We start from the raw sequence: 19910 nt of genomic DNA, 5'->3' as shown, positions 1-19910 counted from the left end.
CAATGCATATCGCCATTATCGGCGCTGGCATCACCGGGTTGATGTCGGCGCTGGAACTGCTTGAACAGGGATGTTCTGTCACGATTTTTGATCAGCAAGTTACCGGGAAGGCTGCGTCCTGGGCCGGAGGCGGGATTCTTTCTCCGATGTATCCCTGGCGCTACCCCGCTGCAGTCAATACGTTGGCCCGGCATGCCAAACCGCTCTATCAGGACTGGAATCAAAAACTACAGCCAGTGACCGGTATCGATTTCCAGATTCATGAAAGTGGTATGCTGATTTTTGATGAAGCTGATTTTGAGATTGGCTTGTGCTATGCAGGAAAATATCAGGATCCTCAGCAACAGGCCGAATTGCTTGATCAGACTCAGCTACAACAAATCAATCCCCGAATTGATCAGCGCAAGTTCAAACAGGCGATTTACTTTCCGGAACTGGCCAATATCCGCAATCCGCGACTATTACAGTCGGTCATCAGCTATTTAAAACAGCATCCGCATGTCACCTGGCAAGAGCACTGTAAAATCACTCAGCTCAATATTCAGCAAGGCTGGGTAACGAGTGTGTCCAGTGAAAGTGGTCAACACTTTCAGGCAGATCAGTTTGTAATCGCCACAGGCGCATGGTCTGCAGGCTGGTCAGAACAGCTTGGCTGTGAAATTCCGGTACAACCGGTGCAAGGACAAATGCTGCTGTTTAAAACCCCAGAAAACTGGCTACCGAGCATGTGCATGAACAAGGTCATGTATCTGATTCCACGGCGCGACGGACATGTTGTATGTGGTTCCAGTATGCGTCAGGTCGGTTTTGACACCTCGCCTTCTGCTGAAATCCGGCAAGATATTCTACAGGCTTGTCTGGGGATGGTACCGGAACTGGCGGATTTTCCGCTGGTCAAGCAATGGGCCGGATTAAGACCTAGCTCACCCGATGGTATTCCTTATATTGGCAAAATTCCCAAGCTACAAAATGCCTGGGCCAATTTTGGACATTTCCGGAATGGTTTATGTATGGGGCCGGCCTCAGGCAAACTGCTCGCTCAACTCATCCTTGAACAAACGCCAATCGTTGATCCAGATCCTTATGATCCACTCCGTTTATTAGAGCCCAGTCGCTTAGCGCTTTAGGATATTATCCAGCGCCTCTTTCAGGGTTGGATAATGAAACTGGAATCCAGCCTCCTGCAAGGCTTTGGGCTGTACATACTGACCGTTTAATACCAGTTGGGATTGTTCTCCCAGCATCATTTTCAGACTGCATGCCGGCAGTGGCAGTAAGGATTTACGCTGCAGAATCTGGGCCGCGGTTCGCGCAAACTGGGCCTGACTGCTCTTTTCTGGCGCGACCACATTAAAGATCTGCTCTGTTGTATCCTCGAGCATCAAGAATTCAATCGCTCGCAGTACATCCTCTAGATGCACCCAGGTCACTGGCTGACGTCCATGACCAATCCGCCCGAACAGATTCAGTTTAATCGGCAATAACATCTGCGGCAGAATTCCACCACCTTTGCCGAAGACCACAGCAAAGCGAACAATTTTGGTGTCCTGACTGCTATAGGACAAAGCCAGTTGTTCCCACTTCGCACAGAGCTCAGACATAAAAATATCTTGTGGCGGGCTTTGTTCCGTACAGACCTGCTCCCAGCGCTCGCTCGGGTCAATACCATAATAACCAACGGCTGAGGTTGAAATAATCCGTTTCGGTTTGATCTGGTATTTTTCTAAATAGTCAAATAACTGTTTGGTGGTGTCTAAACGGCTATCCAGCAATTTCTTTTTACGCGCTGCCGTCCAGCGTCCCTGACCGATGCTTTCGCCAGCCAGATTAATCACATAATCAATCTGAGGCTGTTTTAATTCATCCAGCTGGTTAATCCAGTGAAAATCTGGATGCGGTTCAGATTGATTCTTGCGGCGGGTCAGCCCAATCACCCGATAATCACGTTCCAATAAAAACCGTACGAGATGACTGCCAATAAAACCACTCGCTCCCGTCACCAGCACTACAGGTTTATACATCAGTCATTCTTCACTTTATTATTTTCTGGTTTTAAATTATACGCCACTCATCTTCAGCTTTTTTAAAGCAGGAATATTTTTGTAGTGGAGAATATGTATCTTTCATCATTCAATTAATTTATAAAGATCGGCCGTCACACAATGATTCATTTATACTCACCGAGGCGAATGGCCAAACATTTTCTCTGCCATACGCTGTGCCTGCTTGCCATAGAACCAGTAAGTCAATAGATACAACGGAATCGCGATCAGCAAGAACATGATCAGCACAATACTTATAAATTGTGGCTGTTGTAGATATAGCAAAAAGTCCTGCCAGGCATTTGGATTAGAGCGCGTTGCAATCAGAATACCAAGTAACAGAAATAGCAGGTTATAGCCCCAATAGATCAGGCTAAACCCCAAGGTGAATTTTTTACGTTCCGACTGCGTTGGGGCACGTTTTTGCTGTTTTAAAAACTTAAATAAGATCCAGATCATGGCTACCAGATAAGGAACAACCGTCAGTACGGCGCCCATCCCCGTTGGCATCAGTGCTGCCAGCACCCCGCAAATGCAGGTAAAAATAAAGCAGATAATAAAAAACCAGATAAAATAACGGGTTAAAGGCAACATAGGAATCACTCGGTGATATTCAGCAAGCTAGTATAAAAAAAAACAGGTTTTTTTTCATTTTATTGTCAACCATCGGCCAGAAGGTGACGTTATATAGGGTACAAGGTACAAAAATTTGGACTGGCATCCACGAATTTTTGCTGACCTTAGAGCTAAAGCAATAAGTCCAGTGTACAGGGAAATTTTGAATAGCAGCCAAAATCTTCATGTAACACAAATTTGACCGACGATTTCACATCACTCGAATCGTCGGTTTTTATTTTTTAAAATTCCGATTTTTCAGCCTGATGAATTGCATGACTGTTCAAGACTGGGTGATTTAGACATGACTATCCTGCTATTTTGCCTACTGATTAAAATAAATTCAGCCTGACATCAGCAACAATTCGCTGAAATATCTTTTTTAAGTAGATTTTCCCCTCAGCTTTTTCCTATAGTAGCAAGGCAGACATTTCAGGGTTCATCTACATGGCAGTTCATTTTCTTCACACTTCCGATTGGCATCTGGGGCAATTTTTCCATAACCATGACCGTGAATTTGAACATGCCCAGTTTTTGACTTGGTTGCTCGATCAAATTAAAACAAAACAACCGCATGCTTTGTTGATTGCCGGTGATATTTTTGATGTGATCAATCCAGCCTCAAGTGCGCAAAAGCAACTGTATCAGTTTCTGGCCGATGCACATGATCTGGCCCCGCACATGCAGACTTTGATGATTGCCGGCAACCATGATTCCGGTTACCGGATTGAGCAGGTTGAACCTTTTCTGTCTAAATTCAATGCCAAAGCTGTGGGAATTGTGGGCCGAACCGCAGAAAACACCCTGAATCTGGATCGCTTGCTGATTCCGATTTATGATCAGGATAAAAATATCATCGCCTGGTGTCTGACCCTGCCCTATTTACGCAGTGCCGAAATTACCGGGCTGAATGAACATACCAGCAATAGCCAGAATGCGATTAGCTATCTGCATCAACAACTGATTGCCGAAGCCAAGGCCCGTAAACAGCCGCATCAAGCTCTGATTCTAATGTCGCATGCACATATGCAAGGTGGCGAAACTTCCGACTCGGAACGGCCAATTATTGTCGGTAATGAAGAAGCGCTGTCGACGGCGCTGTTTGATGAAGTGATTGATTATGTGGCACTCGGTCATCTGCATAAACCACAAAAAGTTGGTCAGCCACATATCCGTTATAGTGGCTCACCGATTCCGCTGTCATTTAGTGAAATCAACTATCAACATCAGGTGGTCGAGGTCAGGATTGATCCTGAGCAAAGCAACGAACAGCGCTTTCAATACGATGTTTTAAAAGTGCCACGCACCGTCGAGCTGTGCCGGATTCGGGAAGAACTGGAAGATTTAATTGCTAAACTTCAGGCCTTGCCTGCCGGAGAAATCGAACAACTGTCGGCACGACATTTTCTGGAAATAGAATACACCACCGATGCCCCGCCACCAGTCGATTTACGCCAGCAAATTGAACTGGCTTTACCCGCCAACCGTTACCGCTTGCTGCGCATCAGCCGGATTTATCAGCAACAGACCGAACATACGCAAGGAGATTCAAAAATTGATCTGGCACCACCGACACCGGAATCGCTGTTTTTGAATATCTGGAAAAAAATGGGCTATGAACATGATCATTCTGTACAACAGGATTTTCAGCAACTTCTGGTTGAAGCCCAGCACGAACTTGCTCAGAAACAACAAGCCTAGGATCGGCCATGAAAATTTTACGTTTGAGTCTCAACAATCTGGCCTCCCTCACCGGCACCCATCATATTGATTTTGAATCCAGCCCTTTGACACATGCCGGCCTGATTGCAATCACTGGAAAAACCGGGGCTGGAAAATCGACCCTGCTCGATGCCATGTGTCTGGCGCTCTATAACGAAATTCCACGTCTAAAAGGTGCGACCGGCAGCCTGAAAGATGCCGGTGGTCAGGATGTTTCGATTAAAGATTCCAAGAATATTCTACGCCGTGGCTGCGTGCATGGTTTTGCCGAGCTGGAGTTTATTGCCCTGGATAGCAAACGCTATACAGCACGCTGGGAGATTCGCCGGGCACGTCAGAAAGTCGATGGCAATCTAAAAGTAGATCGTTTTATCAAGTGCATCGATGATGATACGACGCTAACGCAAAAAATATCTGAAGTTACCCCCTTAATTGAAAAACTGCTGGGCCTGAGCTTTGAACAGTTTACCCGCGCGGTACTGCTGGCGCAGTCGGAAGTTGGCGCATTTTTAAAAGCCAAAGATCATGAACGTGCAGACTTGCTGGAATATCTGACCAATTCGCAGATTTTCAGTGAGGTCAGTAAAAAAGCAGCGGAAAAGCATAGTCAGGTTCGACAAAAGCGCCATGAACTGGAAAACTGGCTCGGTCATCTGGAATTATTATCCGAAGACGATATTACTCAGCTTCAACAGCAACATACTGCCTTCAACCAGATACTTGAGCATTTTAACCAGAGTGAAAAATTACTAGAAAATGACCTGAAATGGTATCGGCAGAAACATGCTTTATATACTGAAATTCAGGCCAAAAAAGAAATTTACGATGTACAGCTGGATGCCGATCAGAAGCTGACCGCACAAAAGCAGTTGCTGGTTCATTTGGATGAGTTTCAGGGCATTCGAGAACAGTTTATCCAGCAGAATCAAATGCTCACGCAGCAACAGCAGCTTACGATACAACAACAATCATTCGAACAGCAGCTGCAACAGGTACAACAGCAACGTGATGCTGAATTTACGCAACTTGCTCAGATCCAGCAACAACAGCAGGCCCATGTTCAACATATGCATGCCATGCAGCCGCATCTGGAACAAGGTCTAAAACTGGATCATGAGATGCATCTGGTCGGCAATGACTATAAGAAAAAATCAGCAGATTTATTGGACTATGCACAGCAGTATATCCAACCCTTGCAACAACAGATTGAATCATCGAAACAGCAACTCGCATCTGCTGCCGAGCAGCAACAGCAACGCCTGACGCAACTTGAACAGCAGGCTGATCTTGCCGTGTTTGATCTGGAACCACAAAGTACACTGCAACGACTGCAAGACTATCAGAAGCTGTATCAACAGATGCAGCAACAGGCGCCGGCAGTACTCTCTCAATCGCGTACTGAACTGGAACATTCCCGGCAGCAGCTGGCTCAACAAATCGAAAGTTTGCAGCAACAATTTGGCAATCAAGCCCAATTGGAACAACAACTTCAGCAGCATCAGACCGTACAGCAACAGAGCTCGACCCGGCTGCTTAAACTGGAAGGCTTGATCCAGCACGTGGCACGTCTAGCGGAACAGGAAGCCGAACAACAGCAACTCAAACAAGACGTAGCGCATGCACAGACAGAATTAACCCAGCTTGAACATACGGAAATTCAACTGCAGCAAACAGTCAGCAACACCGAACAGGAATTTGAACAACTACAAAATATGCTGCAGCAACAGCGCCTACTGCAAACCCAAAGCGTGCAGGAACTGCGCGCGCAGCTCAAACCTGATGAAGCCTGTATGGTCTGTGGCAGCCAACAGCATCCGTTTGTCCAACATCAAGCATTATTAGACACAGCGCTAAACCAGCTGCAAGATCAACAGCTGCAACAGGCACAACAACAACTGAATCAGCTTAAAGATGATTTAAAAGCAACCCAGATTCAACAATCCAAAATCAAGATGCTCCTTGAGCAAAAACAACAGCGTTTAATCCACATTGAACGGATACTGAATGAACAGCACCAGACATTACAACAAAACTTAAAAGAGTTAGGACTTGAGCCAGCCAATCCTGATCATTCAGCCCAGTTGCTCCATCCCCTGCAAACACAGCTTGGCCAGTGGCAACAGCAACACACTCAGGCAAACGAACAGTTCAAAATCCTGCAACAGACTTGGCAAAACTGGCGACAACAGCAACAGCAACTCGACAGCTTGCAACTGAGTCTGCAAAAAATGCTGCAACTGGATCAACTGATTGAGCCAGTTCTTACAGTACTGCCCGAAGCACAGCAGCTCGCTTGGCACAAGAATGCGCCTGCTGCCTGTACCCAGCTGCAACAACATTTGCAGCAGCGATTACATCTTGTCAATCAAGTCAAAACTGCGGAACAGGAGCTACAAGGTTTCAAGCAGCAACTGAATCAGGCTCAACAGCAACTACAGATGCATGAGCAGCGGCATACGCAAATACAGGCCGAGACCCATTATTTGCTTGAACAAGGCAAAGACTTACGTCAGCAACTCAATCAGCTGACCGAACAACATGCCGGTCAGACCTATAAGCTGGCAGCAGAATGGCGACAGCAACTGGATACCCAGTTAAAAGCGCTTAATAGCCAGCTTCAAGCACAACGCCAGGTATATGAACAGCATGAGCAAGCTTTGCATCAGGCTTTACTTAAACAACAGGCTTTGCTGACCCAAATGCAACAGCTAACTCAACAGCAGGCACAATCTGATCAGGCCATCCGTACATGGCAAAATCTGCATCGACATTTTAATGCGGAACTGATCCAACAATGTCTGACCATTGGTCTGAGTGAACATCAGCAAATCCGGCAGCAATTACAGGCACAACATCAAGCACTGGAAAATGCCAAAATTGCCTGGCAAACGCTGGAAGATCAATACCAGAAGCATCTCCAGCAACAGCCTGAACTTGCTTTTGAGGAAGTGGAAGCACATTTAAATAGTTTGGCACAGGAAAAAACCGAGCAACAAAACAGCTTCAATGAGATTGATACCAAACTGCGTATGAATGCCAATAATCAAAATACCTATGCCAAATATCAGCAACAGATTGAACAGGTCAAAGCCGAAGAATATCGCTGGGGCCGTATCTACGATTTAATCGGACATAAGGAAGGTACCAAGTTCCAGAAAATTGCTCAGGAACATCATCTGGATATCTTGGTGGAATACGCCAACCAACAACTGCAACCGCTGGCACCGCGCTATCAGTTGCACCGTATTCCAGACAGCCTGAGTCTGGCGATTATTGATCTGGACATGAACAGCGAAGTACGTCCGGTCTTGTCTTTATCTGGCGGAGAAACCTTTCTGGTTTCTCTGGCCTTGGCACTGGCGATTGCCAATATGGCTTCCGGTTCGATGAAACTGGAATCGCTATTTATTGATGAAGGCTTTGGTACTTTAGATCCAGCCTCATTACATATGGTGATGAATGCACTGGATCATTTACAAAGTCAGGGTCGTAAAGTGGTCTTAATCTCGCATGTGCAGGAAATGCATGAACGGATTCCAGTACAGATTCAGGTCAAGCCAGTCGGTGCTGGCGCCAGTACCATTCAGATTATAGGTTGACAATGATGCACCCTGCCCCAGACAAGCTCTCGCCCTATTTCAGCTTACAGCTCGAGAGCCTACGGGGCATCAGTGCCATTGTTGTACTGTTCACGCATTGCTTTCAGGCCTTTATCGCCCCTTTTGACCTCAGCCTGTATTCATGGGTGCGCCTGCTTGGTCAGGCCGCGGTCATGATTTTCTTTGTTCTGAGTGGTTATCTGATTGGCTATTCGATCCAGCACAATATTCATCAGCATGGTCAGTTCAATCTGCGCCGTTATACCCAACAGCGTTATCGCAGGATTTTGCCACCCTTTCTGTTTGCCATGGCTCTGAGCCTGTTGTTGTATCTGTTGGCACCACTACTCTTTGCCACTCAAAGCCATGCCTTTCAAAACAGTTTTGGCATGATGATCCGGACTGACTATGGTCTCGATTCAGGTGATTTTATTGGCGCTCTGCTGTTTTTGAATGGCTTCATCACGCCTACAGTTTCAGCCAATGCCCCGCTCTGGAGCCTGAGTTATGAAGTCTGGTTCTATGTCTTGGCCGGATTTCTACCTTTTTTCAAAGATTCAGAAATAGCCAAAATCGGCTTTTTTAGTGTTTTAATCGTTTTATCCATCCTGAATATTCAGTTTTTTATTTATTTTCTGGTCTGGCTGATGGCCTTTGCCTGTTCATTTCGTCATATCCAGCGACATTTTCTAAACCGGTTACAAGTGCTTAAACTGGGGTTATTTGGCTTGGCATTTCTAATCGCCTGCATTGATGCTTACCAGTTTCATATCGTCGATCAAGCCCGACAATATCGCGCTGCAAATTTTACTCTCTTTAATTTCTGTATCGGCCTAGCATTTAGCTGCTGGCTGGTACAACTCCAGCAGCAGCGCAGTCACTACAATCCGGTCTGGGTACAATCCGCTGATTTTTCCTATACCTTGTATGTAACCCATTTCCCTTTGCTGCTGTTTATTCTGGGCTGTGTTCCGGCAACCTTGGCTTATGGTCTGGGCGGCGCTGTTTTAGCCTTGCTCGGCAGTATGGGCAGCCTGATTGTCTTTGCCTGGCTCATGGCAAAATGGCTGGAGCCACAAAGAAAAAAAGCGTTATCGAATAACGCTTAATCATACTTTTTCAAAATAACCCGACAACGCCTGTTAATCCTTTTGAGGACGTGCACCAAATAATGCCGTGCCGACACGCACCATGCTGGAACCGGCAGCAATTGCAGCCTGCATATCGGCCGACATGCCCATACTTAAAGTATCCCAATCTTCAGGATGCGCATGCTGAGCTTTCACCCTATCAAATAAAGCTTTAGCCTCGATGAAAGCTTGAGGATTCCCCGGCGCTGGAATCACCATCAAGCCACGTAAGCGCACATTTGGCAGTTGGCTGATTTGTCTAACTAAATCCGCAACTTCTTCCGGTTGGCAACCATCTTTCGTATCCTGAGCATCAATATTGACCTGAAGACAGATATTCAGCGCGAGCTGATCTTCTCTACGCTGATTGGATAAACGCTCGGCAATAATCAAACGATCCACCCCATGCACCCAGGCAAAATTTTCTGCCAGATGCTTGGTCTTGTTACGCTGTACATGGCCAATAAAATGCCATTCAATTTCCAAGTCTTTTAGAGCCGTAATTTTCTCTAGCGCTTCCTGCAAATAGTTTTCGCCAAAGGCACGTTGTCCCGCCTGATACATATCAGCCAGTACTGCACTCGGCTGGGTCTTGGAAACGGCCAGCAGTTGCACCGAATCTGGCTCACGACCGGCCTGAGCACAGGCTGTTTCAATTTGCGCTAAAACCTGATTTCGTGACTGTTGCAACATATTCATTGATGGGGTTCTCATTTCATTCATCTTTTTTTCCCTTGCCCATAAACTAAGGGTTGGTTAAGCTGTGGGAAAGCCTTATTATTCTATCAAAATAATTAACATTTTAATGAACTCGGGGACCTTATGGATATCACAGAATTGTTGGCATTTTCTGCTAAAAATGGTGCGTCGGATTTACACTTGTCTGCAGGCTTACCGCCAATGATTCGTGTCGATGGGGAAGTTCGTCGTATCAACCTGCCAGCATTAGAACATAAAGAAGTACATAAACTTGTTTATGACATCATGAACGATAAACAGCGCCGTGATTTTGAAGAAAATCTGGAAACTGACTTTTCTTTTGAAGTACCCGGTGTGGCCCGTTTCCGTGTCAACGCATTTAACCAGAACCGTGGTGCCGGTGCAGTATTCCGTACCATTCCATCCAAAGTTCTGACCCTTGAAGATCTGGGCATGGGACAGATTTTTAAAGATATCTGTGAATATCCGCGTGGTCTGGTACTGGTCACAGGGCCAACCGGTTCGGGTAAATCAACCACCTTGGCGGCGATGCTGGATTATATTAACGACAACCGCTATGACCATATTCTGACCGTCGAAGATCCAATCGAATTTGTGCATCAATCCAAGAAATGCCTGATCAACCAGCGTGAAGTGCATCGTGATACGCACGGCTTTAATGAAGCCCTGCGTTCCGCACTGCGTGAAGACCCGGATATTATTCTGGTTGGTGAGATGCGTGACCTTGAAACCATCCGTCTGGCCTTAACTGCGGCAGAAACTGGTCACCTAGTGTTTGGCACCCTGCATACCACCTCTGCGGCCAAAACCATTGACCGTGTGATTGACGTATTCCCTGCCGAAGAAAAAGATATGGTTCGTGCCATGTTATCGGAATCATTGCAGGCTGTGGTTTCACAGGCCCTGTTAAAGAAAAATGGCGGCGGACGTGTTGCGGCACATGAGATCATGATTGGTATTCCTGCAATCCGTAACCTGATTCGTGAAAATAAAGTGGCACAAATGTATTCTGCGATTCAGACCGGTGCCAACTATGGCATGACCACACTGGATCAGACCCTGAAAACGCTGGTATCTAAAGGCCTCATCAGCCCGCAAGTGGCACGTACTGCAGCCAAACAGCCAGAAGCATTCTTATAAGAAAAATTAATTGTATTGGGGTTTTTATACATGGATTTTAACGGCTTACTCGATTATATGGTGGAGAAAAAAGCATCGGATCTGTTCATTACAGCCGATGTCGAACCTTCAATCAAGATTAACGGGCAGATTTTACCGATTGGTTCGATAAAATTACCCGGCGCGGCAGTGGGGCAACTGCTTCACTCCATCATGAGCGACAAGCAGCGTAAAGAATTTGCAGACACGCGTGAATGTAACTTTGCCATCAGTACACCGGATAAAAGTGCCCGCTTCCGTGTCAGTGCCTTTCAGCAGCGTGATCAGCCGGGTATGGTTTTGCGTCGGATTGAAACCGTGATTCCAACCATGGATGAACTCAAATTACCGCCGATTCTAAAAGAACTGGCGATGACCAAACGCGGCATCATTATTTTTGTCGGGGCAACCGGTACCGGTAAATCAACCTCGCTGGCCTCGCTGGTCGGTTATCGCAATGAAAATTCCAAAGGTCATATCATTACTATTGAAGATCCGATCGAATTCGTTCACCAGCATAAAGGCTGTATCATCACCCAGCGTGAAGTCGGGATTGATACCGATTCCTTTGAAATTGCCCTGAAAAACACCTTACGTCAGGCGCCGGACGTGATTCTGATTGGTGAGATTCGTTCGCGTGAAACCATGGATTATGCGATTGCCTTTGCCGAAACCGGCCATCTGGTCTTTGCGACCCTGCATGCCAACAACGCCAACCAGGCCATTGACCGGATCATTCATTTCTTTGAAGCAGACCGGCATAACCAGCTGTTCATGGATTTGTCGCTGAACATGAAAGCCATTGTGGCACAGCAACTGATCCCAACCATCGATGGCAATGGTCGTCGTGCCGCGATTGAGATTCTGATTAACTCCCCCCTGATTGCTGACCTGATCCGTAAAGGTGATGTGCATGAGATCAAGGACCTGATGAAGCGTTCCCGTGAACTGGGCATGCAAACCTTCGATCAGGCACTGTATGACCTGTATAAGGCCAAGCAGATCAGCTATAAAGATGCGCTGAAACATGCGGATTCACCCAATGACTTACGTCTGCAAATCAAACTGGCAGAAGAAGGCGGCAGTCATTTATTACGTGCACATTCCAATATCACCTTTGATGGCCAGTCCTGATCAGATTGAGCACATAAAAAAACAGGCTTCAAGAAGCCTGTTTTTTGTTTCAACCGGAGTGCAAATTATTTTTTACGAAACACTTCCTGACAGGCCGGCGCATCGCAGTAGCCATACAGATTCAGAGAGTGACCGGTTAATTCAAAACCAAATTTTTCAGCAACATCATGCTGCTCTTTTTCAATCGTATCATTGATGAATTCAACGACTTTGCTGCAATTCAAACAGACCAGGTGATCGTGGTGATCTTCCTGCATGATCTCGAAAACGGAATGATTGTTTTCAAAATTATGACGCTCAATAATACCCGCGGCTTCAAACTGTGTTAACACACGATACACAGTTGCTAAACCTACATCTTCACCCTGATCGAGTAAAGTCTTGTAAATATCTTCCGCACTTAAATGATGTTGTCTTGAATTTTCTAGTAATTCTAATATTTTAATTCGTGGAAGGGTAACTTTCAGTCCAGCTTTTCGTAAATCTTGGTTTGAAATAGTCATGTAAAAAGGTCTCTCAACAAAATCAAAGTTGGAATATGCAACAAACTTTAGATGCAGTATGATCTATCCTTGGATCAAATGCATCATAATTAATTTGGGATAGTTTAGCAAAATGCAAAAAATCATGTTGACGTTATTCGTCACTTCCTTGCTCGTCGGCTGTTCGACATTAGGTGTTTATAAAGTAGATATTCCACAAGGAACCCCTTTAACCCAAGCTCAAGCCGCTAAAATTCAAGTGGGAATGAGTCATCAACAGGTGCGTTTCTTACTGGGCAGTCCAACGGTAAGCGATCCGCTGAATCCTTTACGCTGGGACTACATCTATAACTATACCCCAGGAACCTACGCTAAAAAAGCCAAGATCCCGGCAGCCCAAGGCCAGCATTTGAAAATTTACTTTAACCAGTCTGGTATCGTGGAACGTGTTGAAGGTCTGGAAACCATTCCAGAATCTCAACCCGGCTTACCAGGTTCAAAAGAAGCAATTTTAAATGCGCCTCCACTATAGTCGCTTTCTCATGAAAAAGCCCCTGAATCATCAGGGGCTTTTTTGATTAAGTCGATTGATTGAGCAGATCATTGAAACTAATGCTCATTCAAGCCGCTTTCTATTCGGAAGATGGTTTCAGCTTTCTTAAAAGATTGCCTCTGGCATAACGACCCACCGGATTTTTCTCAGCACGTTTACGTCGGATATCTTTAGGATTGATAGTCAGTGCTCGGTAAATTTCGACTCGATCACCTGCTGCCAGTGGCTGCTGATGATCTTGCAAGCGTACACCGAAGATACCCAAAGACAAAGGTTCAGGTAGGGTAACCTGCTCTACTATGCCACTTTGCTGGATGGCATCCAATGCTGTCATGCCGGGCTGAAATGGTACAGCCAGATGAAACTGTTGCTCCGGAGTCGCATAGGCCACCCAGATCAGTGCATTATTCATCAGAACAGTTGTCCTAGAACAGCGACCATCGCCACGATAATCGAAACAGGCAATACCACACGGACAGCAATACGCCACAGGTTATAGAACCCTTCAGAGCTAAAATTCATTGATTTACGTAAATGGCTGATCTTCATGATCCAGCCCGCAAAGAGCGCGTAAATCAAACAAATCAATAAGCCCCAAAGCAGTAAGACTACGTTGAACATTGGTGTCACATTTGGAATGGCCCAGATCAGGGTGACGACAGCCATAATCGCCCATTGAATCGCAGGGTGAAGCTGACGTTGCTGTAACTGCTCTCGTGCCATCTGCAGGATGAATGCAGCAGTCGCTACAATCGCGGCCACCAACGTAAATGCAGGGATTTGTGCTTGTACAGCAAAGAAGGCAAATACAATCACAGCAAGCAATTGTGCGATCCAGATCGGCAAGACCATCTTGCTGGCGACATCCTGCTGTTGTACAGCACTCAGGCTAGACTGCCAGTACAAGCCCATGCCTAGGCCACTTGCAACCAGTGCCAATACGGTGGCATTGCCCCATTCCGAGAATTCAACTGGCGTGACTTGCCATGCAGGTAGCGCAGTTCCCATCACATTTGCCAAGATCAGAGATGCCAGTACGCCAATCGCCGTAATGACTAACAAAATTTGACGCGGCAGCAGTGACAAGACCAGAGCGGCAATTACCAGACCTATAAACAAAAGATTCGGTGCAAGATCAAGAGCAGCAAGCGCCAGAACATTGCTGGCATTGTTCAGCATGGCACCGGCCAGAAAAGGAATAAAGATCACACTGAGCCAGCCGACTATACGCCATTTTTGTGAGGCATCTGCTTCACGGGTCAGCGTTGACAGTGCCTGTAATGCCGTTGTTTTAGAGCGCTTGGCCAAAGCAATTTCCAAGTAGCAGATGGGAAGCGCCAGAATCAGCATAGTGGCTAACCAGAGCATCCAGAAATCCAGCTGACGATCAATCTGTATACCCGTTATCGGTGCGAGCGTCGCGATGATAATAAACGATAAACAGAAAGCCATCAGCGGTGATAACCATTTTGACATAGCATTGTCCTGCATGATGCATTCCTATAAAAATCTAGCGCTATTTTGCCTTGTGAAGCGGTGAAAATCAAAAACAAAAAGCAAACCACCATGACAGTGATTTGCTGCGCAAAATTTATTATTAAATTGTAATTCTTGTTATCTCGTTACGTCTTTTATTATGAGAAGAAACGAGCGAACCAGTTTTTACCTTTTTTCTGTTCTTTTTCTTTGATAATGCCCATCATATTTTCTTTCACTGCGCCGACATAATCAGCGTCATCGTGCTGAATATGGTTGATTAACCATTTAGATAATACTTCATGCAGTTCTGATTCAATCGACTGCCCCAGTTCAAAACGATCACGATAAGACTCGATTTTCTTGATAAACAGGTCATGTACACGTTTATGTGGAACTCGGTATTTATAACCCGCTTCTTCCTGAAGAGATTCTTCAAAAGTAAAATGCGACTGGGTATAATCGATAATATTTTCGAGGATCTGTTTAATACGGGCACGGTCGATATTTACATTGATCTCATCAATTTCATTGATATAATCGAGAATTCGTTTGTGCTGATCGTCAATCACATCGATACCAGTATTATAGTCTGGAACCCATTTCATTTTCATTACGACCACCTATAAATATTAAGGACTTATCACATAAAAATCATCATATAACGTATTGATTTGAATAAAAATGAAGTAAATTAGTCGGCTTTCGGCTTAATTTAAGAGAAACCTTGCAATTAACTGTTTTCATTAGGAATATATTTTAAACCCGAGTATAAGAATCAGATATTTTTTAATCAATCTACTATTTCTAATAATATGGTTTCTCTTTAATTTAAATAAAAAAGATATTAAAAAATAGGAATTAAATCCCATCTTTAAAATAAAAAAATCTATTTTTAATATAAATCTGCTTTGGTCACACGTTTTAAGGATGGATCTAGACGTTCCCGTTCCAATCGATCTACCCGAGTCAGTTGCGAACGGAACTTGGCACCCTCTTTAAACAGAATCATTTCACCCGGCTGAAAAGCGGTCCATTCCTCATTTTGTGTCAATGGCTCGGTGGTAATAACCGCAACCCTGTCCTTCGGCGTAGTGACCTGACTAAAGTCCACCTCGACATCAATATCAATCAGCTGTGCCGGTCTAAATGGGTATTCACGCACCAGCCAGTGCAATTTGGTAATGGCATAGCTAAACAGCGCCTGCCCATTGGAAAGGCAGAAATTAAAAGTGCCGTGCTCTGCAATCGCAGGTGAAACCTCAGCAAGCAGTTCAAAGACCTGATCCAGACTCGGTTCATCATAACCAAAGCGTTTGACCAGCTGATCGAGCAAATAGCAAAAAGCGCGCTCACTATCAGTATTGCCGACTGGGGTAAAACGGCCACTCAGCACCGGAAAATACTCATGCAAATCGCCATTATGGGCAAAAATCCACTGCCGGCCCCACAGTTCGCGGCTAAATGGATGCGAATTTTCCAGATTGATTTTGCCTTGGGTGGCTTTACGGATATGCGCAATCACATTACGGGATTTGATCGGATAGTTACGCACCAGCTCGGCAATCGGAGATTCAACCGCAGACTGGTTATCGACAAATAGGCGACAGGCTTTATCCTCAAAAAAAGCAATCCCAAAACCGTCGGCATGATCCGAGGTAATTCCGGCCCGCTGGGAAAACCCACGAAATGAAAAGGTAATATCCGTCGGGGTGGCACAATTCATTCCGAGCAGTTGGCACATGGTCTGGTTTCAGCTTTCTATTTTCTTAGATGCTTATTGTGCATGACTACCCGAGTTATTTCAAATAGCTATCAGTTATAAATAGAGATAAAAAAGAGCCTCAATTGAGGCTCTTTTCCGCAAAAAAACAACTTATGGACGAGGTGGATGGGCACGGTTGGTAATCAGTGTACCAACGCCATGATCGGTAAAAATTTCCAATAAGCTGGCATGTGGCACACGACCATCTACAATATGCGCGCTCACTACGCCGCCTTTGACCGCATCCAGTGCACAGCCGACTTTAGGAATCATGCCACCATAGATCACGCCTGTTTCAATCAGACGGTCAACTTCCTGAGTGCTTAAACCCGTCAGCAGGTTTTTATTTTCATCCAGAACACCTGTAATATTGGTCAGCAGAATCAGCTTCTCTGCACCTAGGGCTTCTGCGACTTTACCTGCCACCAAGTCTGCATTGATGTTATAGGTATTGCCTTCTTCATCCACGCCCAGCGGTGCAATCACGGGAATGAAATCGCTGTTGGTGAACATTTCCAGCACATCGGTTTTTACGCCAACGACTTCACCGACCAGACCCAAATCAATTTGCTGAACCGAACCATCTTCAGCCACTTTTTCCATCAGCAGTTTTTGTGCACGAATCAGGTTGCCGTCTTTACCGGTCAAGCCAATGGCACGACCACCATGCTGGTTGATCAGGTTCACAATCGATTTATTGACACTACCGCCAAGTACCATTTCCACGACTTCCATCGTGGCAGGATCAGTCACGCGCATCCCGTCGATACGGTCTGATTCACGGCCCAACTGTTTCAGCATGGAATCGACTTGTGGCCCCCCACCATGCACCACAATCGGATTAATACCAACCGTTTTTAATAATACGATATCACGTGCAAATGAACTTTCCAGCTCAGGATCGGTCATCGCATTACCGCCGTATTTTACTACCAGGGTTTTACCCGCAAAGCGTTGAATATACGGCAAAGCTTCTGTCAAAATCTGTGCTTTGTCGATGCCTGTTTGTTGATTTGGCATTCGCCTCTCCTTATTGAGCATCTAAAATATCTTGAGCGATCTGTGGATAACGGTCACGCAACATGGCTACAAACAGCTGACGAATTTCATTCAGGCCCTGAGCATCATTGGCATCAAAGCGCACTGTGAAATACTCACCTGTATTGGATGCTCGAATGATGCCAAAACCATCCTCAAAATCAAGACGTATCCCATCAATTTTACTGATTTGCGCACGAATTCTTTCAGATTGCTGTTCAACAAAGTCTAAAAGTTCAACCGGATGCACATGATGCGTTGCAATATAAAGATCTTCGGTCCCATGCCGTTTCGGATAAGCCGCTAAAGCTTGTGCAAGACTTTGACCAGTTTGATCCAGATATTCCATGACTCTGAGCGCTGCATAGAGTCCATCATCATAGCCCCAGCCACGGCCATCATTAAAGACATAATGCCCGGCATATTCTCCACCAAAAATCGCCTGCTGCTGAGATTGTGCCAGATAAGTTCTCAGAAATGAGCTTCCGGTACGAATCATCACCGGCTCACCGCCCAAACGTTGCACGGTGTCTCGCACCAGGGTTGAACATTTGACATCATAAACAAACTTGCGTGGTGCTGAGTCAGTGAGGCAAATTTCGGCAAACAGGCACAGTAACTGATCCGCCGTGATAATCTGGCCCTGTGCATCAATCAAGACCACGCGATCGCCATCGCCATCCAGGGCAATGCCCAGATCAGCCTGCTGTTGCATGATGCTTTGGCGTAAAGTCTCCAGATGTTTGTCTTGCGAAGGATCTGGTGCATGGTCTGGAAAATGCCCATTGGCATCACAACGCAAAGCCATCACCGCACAACCCATTTTTTGAAGCACCAGATTGGCACAGCGCCCGGCTGAACCATTCAGACCATCCAGAACCACTTTAAATGAGCGCTTCAACTGGATATCTTTTAATATACCATGCTGATATTTTAGACAAAATTCTGGAATAACTTGATGAGTCTGTTCGTCTAGGCAAAGCTGCTGATTGCTATAATGTGGTTTGGCCAGATGAGCCACCTGCTGGATCATCTCTGGGCAAGGCGGCTCACCAGAGACAATCCATTTAATACCATTATCTTCTTTGGGATTGTGACTGGCCGTGACCATGATGCCATTGCCATCAAATTGCCGTGCGGTGAAATACAGCATCGGACTGGAACAACAACCGACAATGGTGGCTTCAATCGAATAAGCTTGAAAAATACGGCGAATGGTTTCTGCAAAAGCCGGACTGCTAAGCCGTGCATCATAGCCAATTGCGACACGTGTCTGTCGCGCAGCCTGATATTGCTGTGCTAAACCGTGAGCAATTGCATCGATAATCCCAGCACCCAGTACACTGACTTTACCGCGTATGTCATAGGCTCGAAAAATGTGCATAGGGAATAGATGATTCATAGATCCCATAAAACTGTTCTTTTCACTAAATATAAGGAGATATAAAATGACTTATTTCATCATCATGACTTTAAACATTTGTTTTTGTTTTAAGACCCGCTACTTTTAAACCATTTCAATGTAACAATCAATTATAAAAATAGGCTCTAGACTAGCAGATTTGCACTTAGTTTTACCTAATGAGGTCCCACAACTCTGTTGCTAGCTCATTAGGCTCCCTCATCCAACGCCATTCTGTTTCTTTAAGATGATAATCAAAATACTCTTTTGATATACCGTTGAACTTTGCTAGCCTTCTTTTACAAAAGCTCCAGAATGATTCTATTCCATTTATATGACATTGTCCTCTGGCAAATTCATTCGCTCCATGATTTACTCTAAAATGCTTTGAGTAACCAACATCTACCAAACCATTGTATCCACGCCAACCATCACTATAAATTACACTTTCAAGTGCAACTTTACCTAAGATAACTTGTTGTAATGTAGTCTTTTTACAATCAGGGACTATTTCTGTATAAACTCGACCATTCCTTTCAAATATTCCAAATACAGGTTGTTTTAAAGTACCTCGACCTCGCTTCAATTTCCCATGAAAACCACGTTGTCTTTTTGCTCCAAAATAGCTCTCATCAACTTCAATAGAACCTACAAACTTTGCTCTTAAATCTGTTTGATGATCGTAGATTGCTTCTCTAAAAAGCATGTACCAATAGTTGATGGTATTACGGTTCAAGTTAAGCAATAAGGCTGTTTTAGAAGCAGGAATATCAATGCAAAAGCACTGAATAATTTTTTTAATCTTATAGTGACTTAATTTACTGTTTTCTATCATGATTCTAGACTAACATATCTATTCTGCTAGTCTAGAGCCTAAAAATATTACCGTTAACTGAATAATCAGAAAATTTCTGTGATGAAATAGTCCTTATTTAATTATATTTATTCGCAGATTCAAATCTCAAGTGCGACACATTTGTAGTTAGTTGAAAAAGTTAGGTGTATTCGTAGAATCATTGGACTTTTTCAACTCGCAATTGGAAAGCACACAATGAAGAAATACACCCAACTTTC

The 19910-nt window shown here is 44.9% G+C and carries 18 protein-coding genes; 7 read left to right on the top strand and 11 right to left on the bottom strand.

Annotated elements, in window-relative coordinates:
- The first annotated feature begins 2 nt into the window (after nucleotides 1-2).
- Nucleotides 3-1127: a glycine oxidase ThiO gene (gene thiO / locus FTU45_RS04035; protein ID WP_180075968.1), complete on the top strand. Its 1125-nt coding sequence runs from the start codon at nucleotides 3-5 to the stop codon at nucleotides 1125-1127.
- Here the strand turns inward: thiO and FTU45_RS04030 are convergent.
- Together FTU45_RS04030 and FTU45_RS04025 are read right to left on the bottom strand one after the other, a co-directional pair.
- Nucleotides 1116-2021, bottom strand: a complete 906-nt coding sequence (locus tag FTU45_RS04030; protein WP_180075967.1) for a TIGR01777 family oxidoreductase — start codon at nucleotides 2019-2021, stop codon at nucleotides 1116-1118. The two genes, thiO and FTU45_RS04030, sit on opposite strands and share 12 nt — an antisense overlap.
- A gap of 156 nt (nucleotides 2022-2177) precedes the next feature.
- Complete coding sequence (locus tag FTU45_RS04025) at nucleotides 2178-2636, bottom strand: ABZJ_00895 family protein (protein WP_180075966.1); 459 nt, start codon at nucleotides 2634-2636, stop codon at nucleotides 2178-2180.
- A gap of 468 nt (nucleotides 2637-3104) precedes the next feature.
- Here FTU45_RS04025 and FTU45_RS04020 point away from each other — a divergent pair, with 468 nt between their 5' ends.
- The 3 genes from FTU45_RS04020 to FTU45_RS04010 are packed head-to-tail and all read left to right on the top strand — an operon-like array spanning nucleotide 3105 to nucleotide 9087.
- Nucleotides 3105-4358 carry an exonuclease SbcCD subunit D C-terminal domain-containing protein gene (locus FTU45_RS04020; protein ID WP_100328913.1) on the top strand — a complete coding sequence of 418 codons (1254 nt, stop codon included), beginning with the start codon at nucleotides 3105-3107 and terminating at the stop codon, nucleotides 4356-4358.
- A gap of 8 nt (nucleotides 4359-4366) precedes the next feature.
- Nucleotides 4367-7978: an AAA family ATPase gene (locus tag FTU45_RS04015; RefSeq protein ID WP_180075965.1), complete on the top strand. Its 3612-nt coding sequence runs from the start codon at nucleotides 4367-4369 to the stop codon at nucleotides 7976-7978.
- Nucleotides 7979-7983: 5 nt separating this feature from the next.
- A complete protein-coding gene (locus FTU45_RS04010; RefSeq protein ID WP_034609103.1) occupies nucleotides 7984-9087 on the top strand; it encodes an acyltransferase in 1104 nt (367 codons plus the stop codon).
- Nucleotides 9088-9120: 33 nt separating this feature from the next.
- Here the strand turns inward: FTU45_RS04010 and FTU45_RS04005 are convergent, their stop codons facing one another.
- Nucleotides 9121-9807 carry a YggS family pyridoxal phosphate-dependent enzyme gene (locus tag FTU45_RS04005; protein WP_074384176.1) on the bottom strand — a complete coding sequence of 229 codons (687 nt, stop codon included), beginning with the start codon at nucleotides 9805-9807 and terminating at the stop codon, nucleotides 9121-9123.
- A 123-nt stretch (nucleotides 9808-9930) separates the two neighbouring features.
- Between FTU45_RS04005 and FTU45_RS04000 the strand changes: the two genes are divergently transcribed.
- Nucleotides 9931-10968: a type IV pilus twitching motility protein PilT gene (locus FTU45_RS04000; RefSeq protein WP_004279279.1), complete on the top strand. Its 1038-nt coding sequence runs from the start codon at nucleotides 9931-9933 to the stop codon at nucleotides 10966-10968.
- A gap of 30 nt (nucleotides 10969-10998) precedes the next feature.
- Nucleotides 10999-12120, top strand: a complete 1122-nt coding sequence (locus FTU45_RS03995) for a PilT/PilU family type 4a pilus ATPase (protein WP_074384137.1) — start codon at nucleotides 10999-11001, stop codon at nucleotides 12118-12120.
- Between the two features lie 65 nt (nucleotides 12121-12185).
- Here FTU45_RS03995 and fur read toward each other — a convergent pair whose 3' ends face one another.
- Nucleotides 12186-12623 (bottom strand): ferric iron uptake transcriptional regulator, encoded by a 438-nt coding sequence (fur, locus tag FTU45_RS03990; protein WP_005096051.1) that lies wholly within the window; start codon nucleotides 12621-12623, stop codon nucleotides 12186-12188.
- Between the two features lie 112 nt (nucleotides 12624-12735).
- Between fur and FTU45_RS03985 the strand changes: the two genes are divergently transcribed.
- A complete protein-coding gene (locus FTU45_RS03985; RefSeq protein WP_004279275.1) occupies nucleotides 12736-13134 on the top strand; it encodes an outer membrane protein assembly factor BamE in 399 nt (132 codons plus the stop codon).
- A gap of 100 nt (nucleotides 13135-13234) precedes the next feature.
- On the opposite strand, the gene FTU45_RS03980 is transcribed toward FTU45_RS03985, so the two are convergent.
- The 7 genes from FTU45_RS03980 to FTU45_RS03950 all read right to left on the bottom strand — a co-directional run bounded on the left by FTU45_RS03980 (nucleotide 13235) and on the right by FTU45_RS03950 (nucleotide 19671).
- Nucleotides 13235-13567: an RnfH family protein gene (locus FTU45_RS03980; RefSeq protein ID WP_005096050.1), complete on the bottom strand. Its 333-nt coding sequence runs from the start codon at nucleotides 13565-13567 to the stop codon at nucleotides 13235-13237.
- Nucleotides 13567-14646, bottom strand: a complete 1080-nt coding sequence (locus tag FTU45_RS03975) for a hypothetical protein (RefSeq protein ID WP_180075964.1) — start codon at nucleotides 14644-14646, stop codon at nucleotides 13567-13569. The genes FTU45_RS03980 and FTU45_RS03975 overlap by 1 nt, the downstream gene beginning before the upstream one ends.
- Before the next feature lie 143 nt (nucleotides 14647-14789).
- On the bottom strand, nucleotides 14790-15245 hold the full coding sequence (locus tag FTU45_RS03970) for a bacteriohemerythrin (protein ID WP_180075963.1): 456 nt from the start codon (nucleotides 15243-15245) through the stop codon (nucleotides 14790-14792).
- 281 nt (nucleotides 15246-15526) lie between these two features.
- The gene (locus FTU45_RS03965) at nucleotides 15527-16375 is read right to left on the bottom strand and encodes a class II glutamine amidotransferase (RefSeq protein WP_005096047.1); all 849 of its coding nucleotides are present in this window, start codon (nucleotides 16373-16375) and stop codon (nucleotides 15527-15529) included.
- A gap of 132 nt (nucleotides 16376-16507) precedes the next feature.
- A complete protein-coding gene (gene argB, locus FTU45_RS03960; protein WP_005096046.1) occupies nucleotides 16508-17416 on the bottom strand; it encodes an acetylglutamate kinase in 909 nt (302 codons plus the stop codon).
- Between the two features lie 10 nt (nucleotides 17417-17426).
- The gene (locus tag FTU45_RS03955) at nucleotides 17427-18845 is read right to left on the bottom strand and encodes a phosphomannomutase/phosphoglucomutase (RefSeq protein ID WP_074384136.1); all 1419 of its coding nucleotides are present in this window, start codon (nucleotides 18843-18845) and stop codon (nucleotides 17427-17429) included.
- A gap of 163 nt (nucleotides 18846-19008) precedes the next feature.
- The gene (locus FTU45_RS03950) at nucleotides 19009-19671 is read right to left on the bottom strand and encodes an IS1595 family transposase (protein ID WP_152875444.1); all 663 of its coding nucleotides are present in this window, start codon (nucleotides 19669-19671) and stop codon (nucleotides 19009-19011) included.
- Nucleotides 19672-19910 lie beyond the last annotated feature (239 nt).

Source organism: Acinetobacter sp. YH12106 (genome assembly GCF_013418995.1).
GTDB classification, from domain to species: Bacteria; Pseudomonadota; Gammaproteobacteria; order Pseudomonadales; family Moraxellaceae; genus Acinetobacter; species Acinetobacter pseudolwoffii.
Note: the sequence above shows the minus strand (reverse complement) of the source record. Positions and strands in the feature narration are given on the sequence as shown.